This is a genomic window from Clostridium estertheticum subsp. estertheticum (assembly GCF_001877035.1).
Taxonomy (GTDB): Bacteria; Bacillota; Clostridia; order Clostridiales; family Clostridiaceae; genus Clostridium_AD; species Clostridium_AD estertheticum.
Map to the genome: position 1 here is coordinate 1,437,969 of NZ_CP015756.1, position 17,624 is coordinate 1,455,592.

General features: G+C 30.3%; 15 protein-coding genes. 14 read left to right on the forward strand and 1 reads right to left on the reverse strand.

The window, feature by feature from the left end:
• Nucleotides 1–12 precede the first annotated feature (12 nt).
• Nucleotides 13–1,227: an alanyl-tRNA editing protein gene (locus A7L45_RS06710; RefSeq protein WP_071612061.1), complete on the reverse strand. Its 1,215-nt coding sequence runs from the start codon at nt 1,225–1,227 to the stop codon at nt 13–15.
• Between the two features lie 270 nt (nt 1,228–1,497).
• On the opposite strand from A7L45_RS06710, the gene A7L45_RS06715 reads away from it, so the two are divergent.
• The 14 genes from A7L45_RS06715 to A7L45_RS06780 all read left to right on the forward strand — a co-directional run bounded on the left by A7L45_RS06715 (nt 1,498) and on the right by A7L45_RS06780 (nt 17,560).
• The gene (locus tag A7L45_RS06715; RefSeq protein WP_071612062.1) at nt 1,498–2,472 is read left to right on the forward strand and encodes a CPBP family intramembrane glutamic endopeptidase; all 975 of its coding nucleotides are present in this window, start codon (nt 1,498–1,500) and stop codon (nt 2,470–2,472) included.
• 21 nt (nt 2,473–2,493) lie between these two features.
• Complete coding sequence (gene add / locus A7L45_RS06720) at nt 2,494–3,486, forward strand: adenosine deaminase (RefSeq protein WP_071612063.1); 993 nt, start codon at nt 2,494–2,496, stop codon at nt 3,484–3,486.
• Nucleotides 3,487–3,637: 151 nt separating this feature from the next.
• On the forward strand, nt 3,638–4,213 hold the full coding sequence (locus A7L45_RS06725) for a rhomboid family intramembrane serine protease (RefSeq protein WP_152751281.1): 576 nt from the start codon (nt 3,638–3,640) through the stop codon (nt 4,211–4,213).
• 272 nt (nt 4,214–4,485) lie between these two features.
• On the forward strand, nt 4,486–5,892 hold the full coding sequence (gene uxaC, locus A7L45_RS06730) for a glucuronate isomerase (RefSeq protein WP_071612064.1): 1,407 nt from the start codon (nt 4,486–4,488) through the stop codon (nt 5,890–5,892).
• A gap of 197 nt (nt 5,893–6,089) precedes the next feature.
• Nucleotides 6,090–7,091, forward strand: a complete 1,002-nt coding sequence (locus A7L45_RS06735; protein WP_071612065.1) for a LacI family DNA-binding transcriptional regulator — start codon at nt 6,090–6,092, stop codon at nt 7,089–7,091.
• Between the two features lie 96 nt (nt 7,092–7,187).
• The gene (locus A7L45_RS06740) at nt 7,188–8,804 is read left to right on the forward strand and encodes a mannitol dehydrogenase family protein (RefSeq protein ID WP_071612066.1); all 1,617 of its coding nucleotides are present in this window, start codon (nt 7,188–7,190) and stop codon (nt 8,802–8,804) included.
• 89 nt (nt 8,805–8,893) lie between these two features.
• On the forward strand, nt 8,894–9,538 hold the full coding sequence (locus tag A7L45_RS06745) for a bifunctional 4-hydroxy-2-oxoglutarate aldolase/2-dehydro-3-deoxy-phosphogluconate aldolase (RefSeq protein ID WP_071612067.1): 645 nt from the start codon (nt 8,894–8,896) through the stop codon (nt 9,536–9,538).
• Nucleotides 9,539–9,645: 107 nt separating this feature from the next.
• Nucleotides 9,646–10,668, forward strand: coding sequence for a sugar kinase (locus tag A7L45_RS06750; protein ID WP_071612068.1), 1,023 nt, complete (start codon nt 9,646–9,648; stop codon nt 10,666–10,668).
• A 2-nt stretch (nt 10,669–10,670) separates the two neighbouring features.
• Nucleotides 10,671–11,618 carry a sugar kinase gene (locus A7L45_RS06755; RefSeq protein ID WP_071612069.1) on the forward strand — a complete coding sequence of 316 codons (948 nt, stop codon included), beginning with the start codon at nt 10,671–10,673 and terminating at the stop codon, nt 11,616–11,618.
• A 12-nt stretch (nt 11,619–11,630) separates the two neighbouring features.
• Entirely contained in the window at nt 11,631–13,079 is a 1,449-nt protein-coding gene (locus A7L45_RS06760) for a tagaturonate reductase (RefSeq protein ID WP_071612070.1), read from the forward strand.
• Nucleotides 13,080–13,197: 118 nt separating this feature from the next.
• A complete protein-coding gene (locus tag A7L45_RS06765) occupies nt 13,198–14,685 on the forward strand; it encodes a UxaA family hydrolase (protein ID WP_071612071.1) in 1,488 nt (495 codons plus the stop codon).
• A 118-nt stretch (nt 14,686–14,803) separates the two neighbouring features.
• Nucleotides 14,804–15,253 (forward strand): NanQ anomerase/TabA/YiaL family protein, encoded by a 450-nt coding sequence (locus tag A7L45_RS06770; protein WP_071612072.1) that lies wholly within the window; start codon nt 14,804–14,806, stop codon nt 15,251–15,253.
• 459 nt (nt 15,254–15,712) lie between these two features.
• On the forward strand, nt 15,713–17,053 hold the full coding sequence (locus A7L45_RS06775) for a glycoside-pentoside-hexuronide (GPH):cation symporter (protein ID WP_071612073.1): 1,341 nt from the start codon (nt 15,713–15,715) through the stop codon (nt 17,051–17,053).
• 81 nt (nt 17,054–17,134) lie between these two features.
• A complete protein-coding gene (locus A7L45_RS06780) occupies nt 17,135–17,560 on the forward strand; it encodes an HIT family protein (RefSeq protein WP_071612074.1) in 426 nt (141 codons plus the stop codon).
• Nucleotides 17,561–17,624: the final 64 nt, after the last annotated feature.

Here is a 17,624-nt window from a genome sequence, read left to right on the forward strand (position 1 = left end):
GGTAGATAATAATTAATAATGGGAGTGAAGTATACTTTCTTTAATTTTACTTAAGGCGTAATCAAGCGTGGAATCTAAATTATTATTATTTTTTCCACCACCTTGTGCAGAAAATTCACTTCCACCACCCTTACCATCTATAAGAGTTATTGCATCCTTTAAAAGAGAATCCATTCTTATAATTTTCAAGTCTTTTGAACACATGAATAAGAGGTTTGCTTTATCTTGAAGTTTTATCCCAAATAAAACTATAACTTTGGGCGAGGTTACTAATTTTGTCGCTAACATGGTAGCATATTTGAGGTCCATTTTATCATAAATAAATTTAAGCACCCTAACACCAGCTATTTTTTCAGCTTCTTTTAACATGTTTTCAACTTCATATGTAGCAACTGTTGCACTTAGTGCTCTGACCTTCGTAAGCGACTTATTAAGCTCACCTGTAAGAGTCTCAACTTTAGATATAATCGTGTCATTGCTGCAGGATAAGAGTTTAGACATTTTTTCAATAGCTTCAAATTTAAAAATATAATCAGAAACTGCTCTTTTTCCACATATAAATTCAATTCTTATCCCGGTTTTATATTTTTCAAAATTTATAACTTTAATTAATTGAACCTCAATGGTGGAATTTGGATATATGCCTAGACATGGAAAAACATCAATATCACCAATTTTCACAATTCTAATTTTTTCACCGGATTTTACTGGGAGTTTTTTTAGTGATAATTTTTTTAGTTCTGAGTTTATTAAATATAGAACTTCTACTTTAATATTTTCAAGAACTATACCGTTAGCCAGTTTCTCACAATCTTTAATTTCTTGGGCGCAAATACCTTTATCAAGATCAATAGTTGAAGAAGTTAAGCCAAGTTTAAAACCAATAGTAGGTAGATTAAATAAATTAGAAATACATGCGGAGAGTATATGTTGGCCTAAATGTTGCTGCATATAATCATATCGCAAACCAAAGTTTATAGTACATTTAACCTTATGAATTTTCAAAGGTTTCACTTCTAATACATGATATATTTTATTGTTTTCTTCGTATACACAGGTGACTAAAGATCCATTTATATGTCCTGTATCACTTGGCTGGCCAGTACTTTTGGGGTAGAAATACGTTTCATTTAATTCAACATGATATTTGTTTTCTTTTTTTATTATATCTATTATTTCAGTTGTGAATTCTGTTTTATATTGATCTTCATAGTATAACTTTTCCAAACTTAAACATCTCCTTTTGACAGTTATATAGTACTTTAATCTATATTGTAACATAAAAAAAATATGGTATACAAAATAATAATTAGGTTATCTAAATTTGAGAGAACATTTTTGGAGTACTTAGATATTAGATTACATTTTAAAATGGATAGAAATTTTTGTTAGTTATAATTTGATTATTATTGGTGATTGGCATATCATATATATTGGAGTAATAAAATTAGATAAGGGAATCAATATTAAGAAAATTATAGAGCTGAGGAGAATCTTATGAAAAACAAAAAAATATTATTAGCTAATAGCTTATTATTATTGGCATTATTGTTATTTATCATAGTGCCATTTTGGGCGATTAAAATATTTAAATTAGTTCGTCCTATAAGCGAAAATGTTTCATTACTTCTTTCAGGTAGTGCTAGTGTTATAGTTCTTGGCGGAATTGCTTTATTATACTGTATAATTACTAAAAGAAAGTTTAAAAATGTAATGGTAATAAAGAAAATATCTATAAAACAAGCTTATCTAACTATGTTTGTAGCGTTTGGTACTTACATTTTTGCTATGGGTATTAATGCTATAACAATTAAGTTATTTCCATTTGCAATAAAAGATGGTACACAGATATCGAATCTATTAGGTGGTAGTACAATGTTACTGGGATTATTAGTTGTAGTTTTAGTTCCAGCATTTTTCGAGGAAATATTCTTTCGAGGGATTTTTTTAGATGCTTATGATGGGGTAAATAAAAAAATAAAATATTTTATAATAACATCGATATTCGCAGCTTTTCATGGAAATGTAATGCAAATTATGTACGTTATGTTTTTAGGATTTATTTTACTAATGGTTAGGGAGTATACAGGATCGATAGTCGGCAGTATGACACTTCATGCAGCGAATAACGCAATATCATTTATTTTAAGTAAGGTACTAATGAATTATATGAGAAGTGGGATTGAAGGTAGCGCTTTAAAATCAGCACAGGAAGCTAATGTTACCTTAGTGGCAGTATTGATTCAAGCCACAGTAGCATTTTTAATTGGGGGAGCAATAATATATACAAACCTAAGAAAACTTAAAGAGTATAAGGATACTGAAAGTAGGGCTAAAAGAGTAGGGCAAGAAGAAAATAATGAATATTTAAAATATGTGGTAAAAGATGAGAAAAATTTAAATTTAACAAAATATATACCACTAGCCATATACTTTGTTTCTATGGTTGTGATTGTTGTAAATAAATATTAGATGATTAAGAAAGGGGATAATATGAAATATAAAGATTTACCAAAAATTGATTTGCATTGTCATTTAGATGGCAGTGTTAGGCCGGAAACAATAATTGACATAGCAAGAAGCGAGGATATAAAAATTCCGTGTTATGATGTTTATAATATCACAAAAGAATTGACTGCTCCAGAGGAATGCAAGTCCCTGGATGAATATTTAAAAAGATTTGTAATTCCTAATTTAGTAATGCAATCAAAAGAAAGTTTGAGAAGAATTACATTTGAACTTCTTGAGGATTGTGCTAAAGAAAACATAAAATATATCGAAGTTAGGTTTGCGCCACTACTTCATGTAAACAAGGGATTAACTATAAGTGATGTAATAGAAAGTGTAATATCTGGAATTAAAGACGCAGAAGAGAGATATGATATAAAGGGAAATGTAATACTTTGTTGCATGAGATTCATGTCTGCAGATAAAGCAGTTGAAGTTGTGGAGGCGGGAGCAAAGTATATATCCAAAGGTGTAGTTGCTATAGATTTGTGTGGAGCTGAAGATTATGAATTTTGCAAAAAATTCATAGAGCCTGTAGCACTAGCTAGAAAATATGGATATAGAATAACTATTCATGCAGGTGAAACAGGAATAGGTAAAAATGTGCTCGAGGCAGTGGAGCTCTTGGGAGCAGAAAGAATTGGACATGGAGTATTTATTAAAGATTGTATTGAGGCTTACAATATTGTAAAAGATAAAAAAATAACTCTTGAAATGTGCTTAACAAGTAATATTCAAACTAAGGCTGTTGATGAAGTATGTAACCACCCAATTTATAATTTTTATAATGATGGAATAAAAGTAACAGTAAACACTGACAATAGGACTGTATCAAACACAAACATGACTAAGGAATGTCAAGTTTTATTTACTGAATTTAACATTACTTTTAATGATTATAAACAGATATACCTTAATAGTGTAAATGCAGCTTTTGTTGACTTAGAAACAAAGGAAGTCTTAAGAAGTTATATTTAACGACATTTCAGAAGGGAAATCTCACATTTCTATAAGTTGAAATTAATTACCTTATCAGAAATAAAATTTAAGTTGGAATATAAATATCCTTCTGAAGTCGTTAATGCATCTCCGAAGGAGAGGATTTAGGTATGAAAAATGGAGGATAAAAATGTTTGCGAAACTAAAGAAAATACAGTATAATTCGCCAGTTATATTAACTTTTACGGGATTAGCACTTATAAGCTATTTATTAAGTTATTTAACAAATGGAATGCTTAATAAAGTGATATTTTCAAATTACAGAACTTCTTTTTTGGACCCAATGCAATATATAAGATTATTTTCTTATATATTGGGTCATGCTAATTGGGATCACTTTTCTGGTAATTTTATAATAATCTTAATAATAGGACCAATGCTCGAAGAAAAGTATGGTTCAAAAGTTTTGGTGCAGTTAATACTCGTAACAGCCCTAGTTACAGGTTTAATAAATACAATTTTCTCAAATGATGCACTACTAGGGGCGAGCGGTATTGTTTATATGTTTATTATTTTAAGTTCATTTACAAATGCACAGAAGGGCAAAATTCCATTAACTTTAATTATTGTGTTTTTTGTATTCATTGGTAGAGAGATTTTTGCAGGAACTTTTTCTCAGGATAATATATCTCAATTTGCACATATTATAGGTGGAATATGTGGAGCGCTATTTGCATTTAAAATTGATCATAAAAAACATGTATAAAAATAAAGGGAATAATTTAATTTATTAGATATTATCTATAATTATAGATAATATCTAATAATGTTTCGTGGAAAGAATTTAAATGGGACAGATAAAGGTACAAAGCATACTTAAAAACAGCTAAAAACTAAACCACAATAAAGAGTTATTAAAAAAAAGATAACGATTTCACTATTGCATTATGAAAAAAATTAGATTATAATAAAGTCAGAAAGTTAGTTATTGTTAACGTGAACAAAAAATAAAATTTAATTAGGGAAAAGGTGAAGTATATGAAAAAATTTATGGATGAAAACTTTTTATTATCTAATGACACAGCGATAAGTTTGTATAATGATTATGCAAAAGATATGCCTATTATTGATTACCATTGTCATCTAAGTCCAAAAGAAATATATGATAACAAAAGATTTAAAAATATAACTGAAGCTTGGCTATACGGAGATCATTATAAATGGAGAGCTATGAGAAGTAATGGTATAGATGAAAAATACATTACTGGAAATGGTAGCGATCTTGAAAAATTTATGGCGTGGGCTCAGACATTACCAATGGCTATAGGTAATCCTCTTTACCATTGGACACACTTAGAACTTCAAAGATATTTTGGAATACATGAAGTTCTAAACGAAAAGACAGCTCCAGCTATTTGGGAAAAGGTAAATATATTACTTAATGGAGAAGGATTTGGTGCAAGAGATTTGATCCAAAAGTCAAATGTTAAAGCAATATGCACAACTGATGATCCAATAGATTCACTAGAGTATCATATAAAACTTAAAGAGGATAAGGAATTTACTGTAAAGGTTTTACCAGCATTTAGGCCTGATAAGGGACTTCAAATAAATAAAGATGCGTTCCTTCCATGGGTTAAAAAACTTGAAGAAGTATCTAAAATAAATATTGAAAGCTATGGTGAGTTCTTAAAAGCTCTAGAATCAAGAGTGAGATTTTTTAATGAAGTTGGATGTAAAATATCAGATCATGCAATGGATAGCATAACATATATGGAAGCTTCAAAAGAAGAAGTATCTAATATATTTTCGAAGATACTAAAGGGAGAGACTGCAAGTCCTGATGAAGAAAGTAAATACAGAACATTTACTCTACAATTTTTAGGTAAATTATATTCGCAGCTTAAATGGACAATGCAGCTTCATCTTGCAGCGCAAAGAAATAATAATACAAAAATGCTTAAACAGCTAGGACCAGATACTGGATTTGATTCTATAAACGATGAGCAAGTTGCTTATCCTTTATCAAGATTATTAGATTCATTAGAAAGCAGTAACTCGCTTCCAAAAACAATACTATACACTTTAAATCCTAAAGACAATTATGTTTTAAGTACGATGCTTGGTAATTTCCAAGGAACTGAAGTTCCAGGAAAAATACAATTTGGCGCAGCTTGGTGGTTCTTAGATAATAAAGAGGGCATGATAGAACAAATGAAGGTGCTTGCTAATACTGGATTATTAAGCCGTTTCGTAGGAATGTTAACTGATTCAAGAAGTTTCTTATCTTATACAAGACATGAATACTTTAGAAGAATATTATGCAATTTAATTGGTGAATGGGTTGAAAATGGAGAATTCCCAGATGATAAAGAACTTTTAGGAAATATTGTTCAAGGAATATGTTATAACAATGCAAAACAATATTTTGGAATAGATTGTTAATTCAAATAAAAGATTGTTCTTTGTTAGCTATTTTTTAAATAAAAAAGACTACAGGGATATATGACATAAGGTTAGTGCAACTTATATACAGTGAATATGGGAAGCGTTATAAGCAATTGAGTGAATAATAAATGTTGAGTTAAATCGTTTCCTATATTCTTTTTTATAAGTATATATAGGGCATAGGGGTGTTAATAATGGAAGTTACAATAAAAGACATAGCTAAAATTGCTAATGTTTCACATACTACTGTTTCAAGAGCGTTAAATAACAGTCCTTTTATAAGTGATCTGACTAAGGCTAAAATAATGACAATAGCAAAAGAACTTAATTATGTACCTAATTATAGTGCTAAAAGTTTGGTTTTAAATAGATCATATAACATAGGACTTATTTTTACAACCATTAGTGAAGCAACTTCATCAAGGTTCTTTTATGAAACTATAAGTGGTGTTAATAGTGCTATAAAGGGAAGTTATAATCTAGTCGTTAGAGGAATTGATGATTATAGAGATTTTACTTCGGTTAATAGCAAAAGATTTGACGGTATAATACTTATGAGTCAAAGTAATAGTGATAATTCTTTTATATACTATTTAATGGAGAAAAAAATACCATTGGTAGTGCTTAATAGGTATATAGATGAAAGCTCTATAGTGAATATATTATCATCAGACAAAAAGGGTGTATATGAAGCTGTAAATTATCTAATACAAAATGGGCATAAAGATATAGCTATAATTGAAGGTAAAAAGGGATTTAATTCTACTACAGAAAGAAAAAATGGATTTTTAGATGCATTAATTAAAAATAAAATACAAATAAATAGCAAATATATAGTTGAAGGAAATTATACTATTGGAAGTGGATATGACGCTATGAAAAAGTTACTTTCTTTAAGTGAAATTCCAACAGCGGTATTTTGCTCAAATGATGAAATGGCAATTGGGGCAATGAAGGCAACGGTCGAAGCAGGACTTAATGTACCAAATGATATTTCAATTATGGGGTTTGATGGAATGCAGCTAGGTGATTATTTAACACCAGCGTTAACTACTGTTAGAAGACCTATTATTGAAATAAGTAAGATAGGCGCAGAAAAGCTTTTATCTATTATAGAAAATAATACTGATGATGGTGAAAAAATATACATTAGTACAGAACTAATTAAAAGGGACTCTGTTGCTAAATTAACATAATAGCATTTAAGATAAAATCGAATTTAATATATGTTGTTAGTTATCATAAACAAATATTACTTTAAAATGACTTAGTAGATATGAGGAGGTAAGAAATTGAAACTTGATCAAAATGGATTAAAGAATTTTGAATTTTGGGAAGAGCATGCTTTTGAATTACCTAAGTACGACATAGGTAAGATGATAAAACATACTAAAGAAAAGCCTGAATGGTTACATTTTGGAGCAGGAAATATATTTCGTGCTTTCCCGGCTGTGATTTGTCAAGAATTATTGAATAAAGGTATATTAAATACCGGCATAATAGTTGCTGAAGGATATGATTATGAAATAATTGAAAAAAGTTATAAAAAATTCGAGAATCTAAGCATTTTAGTAACTTTAAAAGCTGATGGAACACTAGAAAAAAAAGTAATTGGAAGCATTGCAGAATCGTTATGTGTAGATAGAAATAATTTAAATGACTTTAATAGATTAAAAGAAATATTTAGAGCTAAAACCTTAAAAATGGTTTCATTTACAATTACAGAAAAAGGATATAGCTTAAAAAATGGTAATGGAGAATTTTTAAAAGATGTTGATAACGATTTTAAAAATGAACCTACAAAAGCTACGAGTTATATTGGAAAGCTTACAGCATTATGTTACGAAAGGTTTAAAAATGGAAGGTTGCCATTGACATTAGCAAGCATGGATAATTGTTCGCATAATGGTACAAAACTTGAAAATGCTATAACTACATTTGCAAAATATTGGACAGAAAATGAGATGGTAGAAGCTGAATTTTTAACTTATGTAACACAAAATTTATCTTATCCTTGGAGCATGATAGATAAAATAACCCCAAGACCTGCAGAATCAGTTATAAAAATGTTAAGTGAGATTGGGATCGAGGATACAGAAGTAATTATGACTTCGAAAAATACATATATTGCGCCATTTGTTAATGCGGAGCAACCACAGTATTTAGTTATCGAAGATAATTTTAAAAATGGTCGTCTTCCACTTGATAAAGCCGGTGTTATCTATGCAGATAAAGAAACTGTTGATAAAGTAGAAAAAATGAAAGTTTGTACTTGTTTAAATCCTCTTCATACGGCGCTTGCTATTTATGGATGTTTATTATCTTATAATAAAATATCAGATGAGATGAAAGATAATGAACTTGTAACATTAATAGAGAATATAGGATACGTAGAAGGGTTGCCAGTTGTTGTGGACCCAGGTATTATGTCTCCTAAAGACTTTATAGATGAGGTGATGAAGGTACGGCTTCCAAATCCATTTATGCCAGATACGCCACAAAGAATTGTTTGTGATACTTCACAAAAATTAGGTGTACGGTTTGGTGAGACAATTAAGGCTTATATTAATAATACTGATTTAGATGTTAAAAATCTAACATTTATACCACTTGCTATAGCAGGATGGTGTCGTTATCTAATGGCTATAGATGACGCAGGCAATAGTTTTGAATTAAGTCCTGACCCTATGCTAAAATCATTAACAAATATAATAAAAAACATTAAAATGAGTGAAACTAAAAATGTTCATGAGTATTTACCATTAATTTTATGTAATGAATCAATTTTTGGTGTCAATTTGTATGAAGTAGGACTAGGAGCAAGAATTGAAGATTACTTTAAAGAATTAATTAATGGCGAAGGTGCTGTTCGCCTTACATTAAAAAAATATTGTAACTCTAAAATCTAGAATATTGGAATTTTTAATAAAAATTGCTCTAGGTATGTTATAATATGGTGAGATATTATATTCAAAATATAAAATAAGAGGTGTAAATTATGGAAAGAATAAAAATAGTACAAAAATTAACAGAATATGGAATAGTGGCAGTTATTAGAGCAAACTCTAAAGAAGAAGGCGTAAAAATTGTAGATGCTGTTACAAAAGGCGGAATTAATGCAATTGAAGTTACAATGACAGTACCAGGTGCAATAGACGTAATTAAAGAATTAACTGAAATATATAAAGATAATGCAGAAGTACTTATTGGAGCAGGAACAGTACTAGATCCTGAAACTGCAAGAGCATGTATTTTAGCTGGAGCAAAATATATAGTAAGTCCAAGCTTAAATCCAGAAACTATAAAATTGTGTAATAGATATAGAGTTGCTGTTATGCCAGGAATTATGACAGTAAAAGAAGCTATCGAAGCACTAGAACTTGGAGTTGAAATAGTAAAAGTATTCCCAGGAAATGTTTTTGGACCACAAATAATAAGTTCTCTAAAGGGACCATTACCACAAGCTAACTTTATGCCAACAGGTGGAGTATCACTTGATAATGTTAAAGATTGGATAAAAGCAGGAGCGGTAGCAGTAGGAACTGGTGGAGATTTAACTCGTGGGGCTAAAACAGGAGATTATAAATTAGTAACTGAAACTGCTGTTAAATTTGTTGAAGCAGTTAAAAAAGCAAGAGCGTAGAAATCATTAGGTTACATATGAATAAAGAAAATATAGATAGTAAATAAATATGATATTAACTACATGGCATACCTAGGGTATGCCATGAATTTATAGGAGGCAATAATATGGGAAAATTTATAACATTCGGTGAAATAATGCTTAGACTTGCACCAGCTGGTTTTGAAAGATTTGCACAAGCAAAAGAATTTGGAGCAGTTTATGGTGGTGGAGAAGCAAATGTTGCTGTTTCACTTGCAAACTATGGTAAGGACGCATACTTTGTAACAAAACTACCAAAACATGAAATAGGTCAAGCAGCAGTAAATGAACTTAGAAAATATGGCGTAAATTCTAGTATGATTGTACGAGGTGGAGATAGAGTAGGCATTTATTATTGTGAAAAAGGAGCATCTCAAAGACCTTCTAAAGTAATTTACGATAGAGCTTATTCAGCTATTGCAGAAGCAAAAAGAGAAGATTTTAATTGGAAAGAAATATTTAATAATGCAGAATGGTTCCATTTTACAGGAATAACACCTGCTTTATCTGATGAATGTGCAGCTATAACACTAGATGCAGTAAAAGCAGCAAAAGAAGCTGGAGTTATGGTAAGTTGTGATTTGAATTTTAGAAAAAAACTTTGGAGCAGTGAAAAAGCTGGTAAAGTAATGGGAGAAATAGTTAAGTACTGTGATGTAGTTATAGCAAATGAAGAAGATGCAGAAAAAGTCTTTGGAATTAGTGCAGAAGGAACAGATATAACTGGTGGAACAATAAACGGTGAAGGTTATAAAGAAGTTGCAAGAAAACTTACAGATAGATTTAACTTAAAGTATGTTGCAATTACTCTTCGTGAAAGTTTTTCGGCTTCAGATAATGGTTGGTCTGCAATGTTATATAACGGAAAAGATTTTTATAGTTCAAAGAAATATAGAATGCATATAGTGGACAGAGTTGGTGGTGGAGATTCATTTGGTGCTGGTCTTATATATGGTTTAACATCAGGTTTAACAAATCAAGATGCTCTTGAATATGCAGTTGCGGCTTCTTGCCTTAAGCACACTGTAGAAGGAGATTTCAATCTTGTATCAAAAGATGAAGTAGAAACACTTATGAACGGTGATGCTTCTGGAAGGGTGCAAAGATAAATATGGATGTAATTACTTTTGGAGAGTCTATGGTCTTATTTGGTCCAGATTCTTCGGGGCCATTAAGATATGTTCAGAATTTCAATAAATCTATAGCAGGTGCTGAGTCCAATGTTGCAATAGCACTTGCAAAACTTGGACATCAGGTTGGTTGGTTTTCAAAACTTGGAGACGATGAATTCGGAAGGTACATTCAAACTACAATAAGAGGCGAAGGCGTAGATGTGTCCAAAGTAATTTTTGAGCCTGGTAAAAATACAGGCATATTATTTAAGGAAAGATTTATGCATTCTAATCCTAATGTATATTATTATAGAAAAGGGTCGGCAGCGAGTACATTGAGGCCTGAGGAATTAGATGCAGCATATATTAAAAACACAAAAATACTTCATATTACGGGTATAACACCTGCACTTTCAGAGAGTTGCAAAAAAACTTTATTTAAGGCTATAGAAATTGCAAAAAGTAATAATGTTTTGGTGTCTTTTGACCCTAATATTAGACTTAAATTATGGAACAAGGAAGAGGCAGTCCCAGTTTTACTTGAAATTGCAAAACACTCAGATATAATCTTCCCAGGTATTGATGAAGGAGAAATGCTCCTTGGGCTTACAAAACCTGAAGATATTGCACTAGCTTTTATGAAGATGGGATGTAAAATTGTAGCTGTAAAACTTGGAAAAGAAGGGTGCTATGTAACCGATTCAGTAAATAAACTATACGTAAATTCATATATATGTGAAAACCCACAGGATACTGTTGGAGCTGGGGATGGTTTTTCTGCAGGTTTTCTTTCAGGTATGTTAAATAAATTAGATTTAAGAGCATGCGCAGAATATGCAAACGGAGTTGGAGCCATGGCGGTCCTCGTAAAGGGAGATATGGAAGGTTATCCAAATAATGAACAACTTATGGCATTTATTGGAAAGACTAAAACAATCGAAAGATAGGGAGGAATAAGAATGAATTTAAATAAAGAGACATATAAGGAATATAAACAGTATCCTGAAAGAGTGCTTCAATTTGGAGAAGGAAATTTTTTAAGAGCTTTTGTTGATTGGCAAATTGATAAAATGAATAAAGAGGCAGGATTTAATGGTAGTGTAGTAGTAGTTCAACCTATTGAAAATGGTTTGGTAGATAAATTAAACGATCAAGATGGTTTATATACTTTATACTTACAAGGCATGAACGACGGTAAAGCAATTGCAGAGCATTCAGTAATTAATAGCATAAGCCGTGGTATAAATCCTTATACACAGCATGATGAATATATGAAGATTGCTGAAAATAAAGATTTAAGATTTGTATTTTCAAATACAACAGAAGCAGGAATCGCATATGATGAAAAGGATAAGCTAGAAGATATTCCTCAAAAAAGTTTCCCCGGAAAATTAACAGCACTTTTATATAATAGATTTAAATTTTTTAACGGACAAAAGGATAAGGGATTAATAATGATTCCTTGTGAACTAATTGATAGAAACGGTGATAAACTTAAAGAAATAATTCTTAAGTATGCTAAACTTTGGAATTTAGAAGGAGAGTTTGCTCTTTGGATAAATGAAGCTAATACTTTTTGTTCAACACTTGTTGATAGAATAGTTCCAGGTTACCCAAGAGATACTATAAAAGAGATAACAGAGGAACTTGGATACGTGGATAATTTAGTTGTTGTTGGAGAGCATTTTCACCTTTTCATTATAGAAGGACCAAAATGGATTGAAAATGAGTTTCCAGCAAGCAAAGCGGGACTTAATGTTATGTTCGTTAAAGCTATGGCCCCATATAGAACAAGAAAGGTAAGAATACTCAATGGATCACATACATCACTCGTACCAGTATCATATCTTTATGGTTTAAATACAGTTGCAGAATCTGTTGACCATGAAGTAATTGGTAAATTTATTCGCGATACAATTTATGAAGAAATAATTTCTACATTAGATCTTCCTAAGGAAGAGTTGTCATATTATGCAAAAGTTGTTCTTGAAAGATTTATGAATCCTTTTGTTAAACATTATTTAATGAGTATCTCTTTAAATTCAATGTCTAAATATGAAACAAGAGATTTACCTTCATTATTACAATTTGTAAAAGTAAAGAATGAATTACCAAAAAGATTAGTATTTTCTTTAGCTGCGCTTATGGAATTTTATAAAGGCAAAAGAGGAGAAGAAATAATCAAACTATCTGATGATGTTGATGTTTTAGAACTTTATAAAACTCAGTGGGATAAATGTGATGGAAGTGAAGTAGCGTTAAGAAAGCTTGTAACTACAATACTTGCATACAAGAAAGTTTGGAAAATGGACTTAAATGAAGTTAAGGGCTTAACAGAAGCAGTAACACATAATTTATTAAACATTGAAAAAATTGGAATTAAAGAAGCTATTAAAGAAGTTCTTTAAAGACATTAAAAAAATAAAATCCCCTACTTTAATTAGTGGGGGATAAATACTATCTCCATCTAAAGTCGTTAATATTACAGCTGCGAAGATGATATCTTATGAAAGTGAGGAAATGCTTATGAAAAATGTAATACAGATAAATGAAAATGATAATATAGTAGTTGTGCTAAAAGATTTATCAAAGGGTGAAGTTATATCCATAAGTAATAAAGAAGTAACATTAAAAGAAGACGTTAAGAGAGGACATAAGATAGCTACCCAGGATATTAGTTTGGGTGGAAATATTATAAAATATGGATTTCCTATAGGGCATTCAATTGTTGATGTTTTTAAGGGCGAATGGGTTCATACTCATAATATAAAAACAAACTTGGATGGAATAAAGGAATATACCTTTAACCAAAAGCTTATAGAAAATAGTTATAAAAATAGAAATTTGACTTTTAATGGCTATAAAAGAGAAAATGGGAATGTAGGCATTAGAAATGAGCTTTGGATAGTTCCGACTGTTGGTTGCGTAAATGGTATAGCTGATAGAATTATTGATAGATTTAAAGAAATGGTAGGTAATTTATCTATAGATAACGTTTTAGTATTAAAACATAATTATGGTTGCTCACAACTTGGTGAGGATCATATAAGTACAAGGACAATACTTGGTGATGCAGTTAAACATCCCAATAATGGTGGAGTTTTAGTATTAGGACTTGGATGCGAAAATAATACTATGGTAGATTTTAAAAAATCTTTGGGTAAGTTTAATGAAAAAAGAGTAAAGTTTTTGATTTCTCAAGAAGTTTCTGATGAAATACAAGAAGGCGCCAATATGCTTGTAGAACTTTATGAAAATATGAGGACCGATAAGCGTGAAGTCTGTAGTTTATCTGAACTTAAAATAGGTTTAAAATGTGGAGGGTCTGATGGATTTTCAGGTATAACTGGTAACCCCCTTGTAGGGAAATTTTCTGATTTTCTTGTAGCTCAAGGTGGAACCACAGTTCTTACAGAAGTGCCTGAAATGTTTGGAGCGGAAACTCTTCTAATGGCTAGATCAAAAAATGAAGAGGTATTTAATAAAACTGTTCATTTAATTAATGATTTTAAAGAATATTTTATGAAGTATGATCAACCGGTATATGAGAATCCTTCACCAGGAAATAAAGCGGGGGGAATAACTACTCTTGAAGATAAATCTTTAGGTTGTACACAAAAAGCAGGTACTGCTACTGTGGTAGATGTTCTTAAATATGGTGAGACATTAAAAGAAAAAGGACTTAATCTATTAAGTGCTCCAGGTAATGACTTAGTGGCCGCTTCTGCCCTAGCATCAGCTGGTTGTCAAATGGTCCTTTTCACAACAGGTAGAGGAACTCCATTTGGAAGTTTTGTACCTACAATGAAGATTTCAACAAATACTCAAATATTTGAATTAAAACCTCATTGGATTGATTTCAATGCTGGAAGTCTAACTCAAAATATGACTTTAGATGATTTGAATGAAGAATTTATAGTATATATAATTAAAGTAGCTAGTGGAGAACTTGTAAATAATGAAAAGAATAATTTTAGAGAACTCGCTATTTTTAAGAGTGGAGTTACATTATAAGTCTCCATAATTACCGTTATTGTCGCCTGATATTATGATGATAATAACGGGATTAGTTTTTTGTTATTAATGTTATTAGATATAAGTAATTAAAAAAATAAATTTGGAGGAGTAATAAATGATAATTAATAAATTAAGTAATGCGGAGCAATATTATGGTATATCACAAAGAATTGAAGCGGGATTAAAATATCTTAAAAATACAGATTTAGAAAAGCTTGAGATAGGTAAATATGAAATTGATGGAAAAAATATTATTGCGGTAGTTTCTGAATATGAAACAAAAGACATTGAGAAGGGCAAATGGGAAGCACACAAAAAACATATTGATATACAATTCGTAGTTTCAGGAAAAGAAAAAATAGGATATGCTTATATTAATGAAATGAAAGAAAGTAGTGAATATGATGAAGAAAAAGATGTTGTTTTCCTTAAAGGTGAAGGAGATATGTTATTGGTAAATGAAGGTACATTCGCTATATTTGCACCAGAAGATGTCCATATGCCAACAATTAATGCTGGAAATAGAAATCATGTAAAAAAAGTAGTTGTAAAAATTTTAGTGTAGATTTTAATTAAATATTGCAAATATCAAGATAAGAACTATGATATTTGTAATATTTACTAAATGGAATCTAGAATATTAAGTTTGATTGTTAAAAAAACTACAATTTGAAAATAATTATGTTAACGATAACAATTTGTATTGATTTTTAAAAAGAATAAGGTTATAATTAAAAATAAGTAATTGTTAACGTTAACAAAAAGTGCGTTTAATCTTGAAAAAGGAGGTAAAACATACAAATTATCGTAAATCAGTCAAACTTATATCATTAAACTAATATTGTAATAAATATAAAAAAATGGTTTAAGTGTGTGCTTATGTAAAAAGATGTTAACGTGTGCAAAAGTAATTTAAGAATAACCTTTATTGTTATATTTCGTGAATACAAATCATAACTAAAGAAACAATAATTGAAATGAACTTTTCAAAGAATACAATTTTAATTAACAGAAGGAGCATAAAATGAAAAAATTAACTTTTAAAGAAAAAATTTCATATGGATTTGGTGACATGGGAAATGGATTTATGTTTGACATGGGGCAATTGTATCTACTTAAGTTTTTTACAGATATTGCAGGAATTCCAGCAGCTGTTGCAGGAGGCATCTTTTTATTCACAAAATTATTTGATGCAATAGTTGATCCACTAGCTGGAACTTTTATTGATTCAAGAAAAGGAAAACCTGGCGCAGGAAAGTATAGACAAATTATGCTTTTAGCCAGTATAATACTTGCAATTATATCAGTATTTGTATTTTTAGCGCCTGATTTTTCACTTAAAGGTAAAATAATATACGCATATGGATCATATATGGCTTGGGGCGTTGCATACTCATTTACAAATATTCCTTATGGAACACTTGCGGCTACTATGACCCAAGATCCTCAAGAAAGAACATCGCTTGCATCTTTTAGGCAATTAGGTAGTACTATGGCTTTGCTAATATCAACTGTAGTTGTAGTACCTCTTGTTGCAAAATTTAACAATCCAAACTTAGGATGGCCAGTTGCCATTGGTATTATGGCACTGTTTGGCATAGGTTCATTTTATGTAACATTTAGAAACTGTAGAGAAAATATACCAGTAGCTAAAGTAGAAACTCAAAAAATAGATTTTAAAGATATAGTAAAAACAATATTTACAAATAGACCATTACTTGTACTAATTTTAATGACAATATTCTCAATTTCAGCATTTAACCTTAGATCAGCAATGTTATTATATTTTTGCCAGTATAATCTTGGTAACAAGGGATTAATGGCTTATGTAGGATTTGTTGCTATAGGTTGTTCATTACTAGGTGTTGTGGCTATGCCCATATTATCAAAGAGATTTGGTAAGAAAAATACAGTTATAATCGGGTTTGCAATAAGTATTATTGCTGATTTATTAAACTTTATTATTCCACTACATTTAGTTACATTTATAATACTTCAAAGTATTGCATATTTCGGACTAAGTATTCCTAATGGAATGACTTGGGCATTAGTTTCTGATGCTATTGATTATGGTGAATGGAAAACTGGAGAAAAAAGAGGAGCTATAACTTATTCCGTATTTAATTTTTCAAGAAAAATAGCTCAGTCAGTAGCTGGATTCGCCGCTGGAATTGGTTTATCATTAACAGGATATATACCAAAGGTAGCACAAACGGCAGGTGCATTATTTGGTATAAAGGGATTACTTCTATTGTATCCAGCTTTTGCTCTTGGAATTGCAATACTTGTAATCAGTACATTATATAATTTAACAGATAAAAAATATCTTGAAATAGCAAGTGACCTTAGAAAAAGAAACTCATAAAACAAATAGATGAAAACTATTACAAAGTATGGATTTAATGTTACAATTATATTAAGATGTTTAAAAAAGGGGAGATTTAATATGAACTTTGATAATGATTGTTTTTATTGTGTTAAGGACGCGCGACTTACAAATTTAATGATTGAGGTATGTAAGCTTGATGCTTCAACATTATATTTATTTAAAGAACAGACTTATAAGGGCAGATGTGTTGTAGCATATAATGGTCATAAAAGTGAACTTTTCAATTTAACTGACGAGGAACGCTCAAAATTCATGGGTGATGTGTCAAGAGTAGCGGGAGCTTTAAACAAGGCATTTTCACCTGATAAAATTAACTATGGCGCTTATGCTGATACCATGACGCATCTTCATTTCCATATAGTTCCTAAATATAAAGGTGGACCTTCTTTTGGAGGAACATTTGAAATGTCACCGAGTGACAAAGTGCTTCTTAAAGATGAAGAGTATAATTTATTAATAAGTAAAATCAAAGAAAATTTATAGATTACAGTATATAAATAGAAAACTTTATTTAGAAAAAACAGGCCCTTTGGGGCCTGTTTTTTTG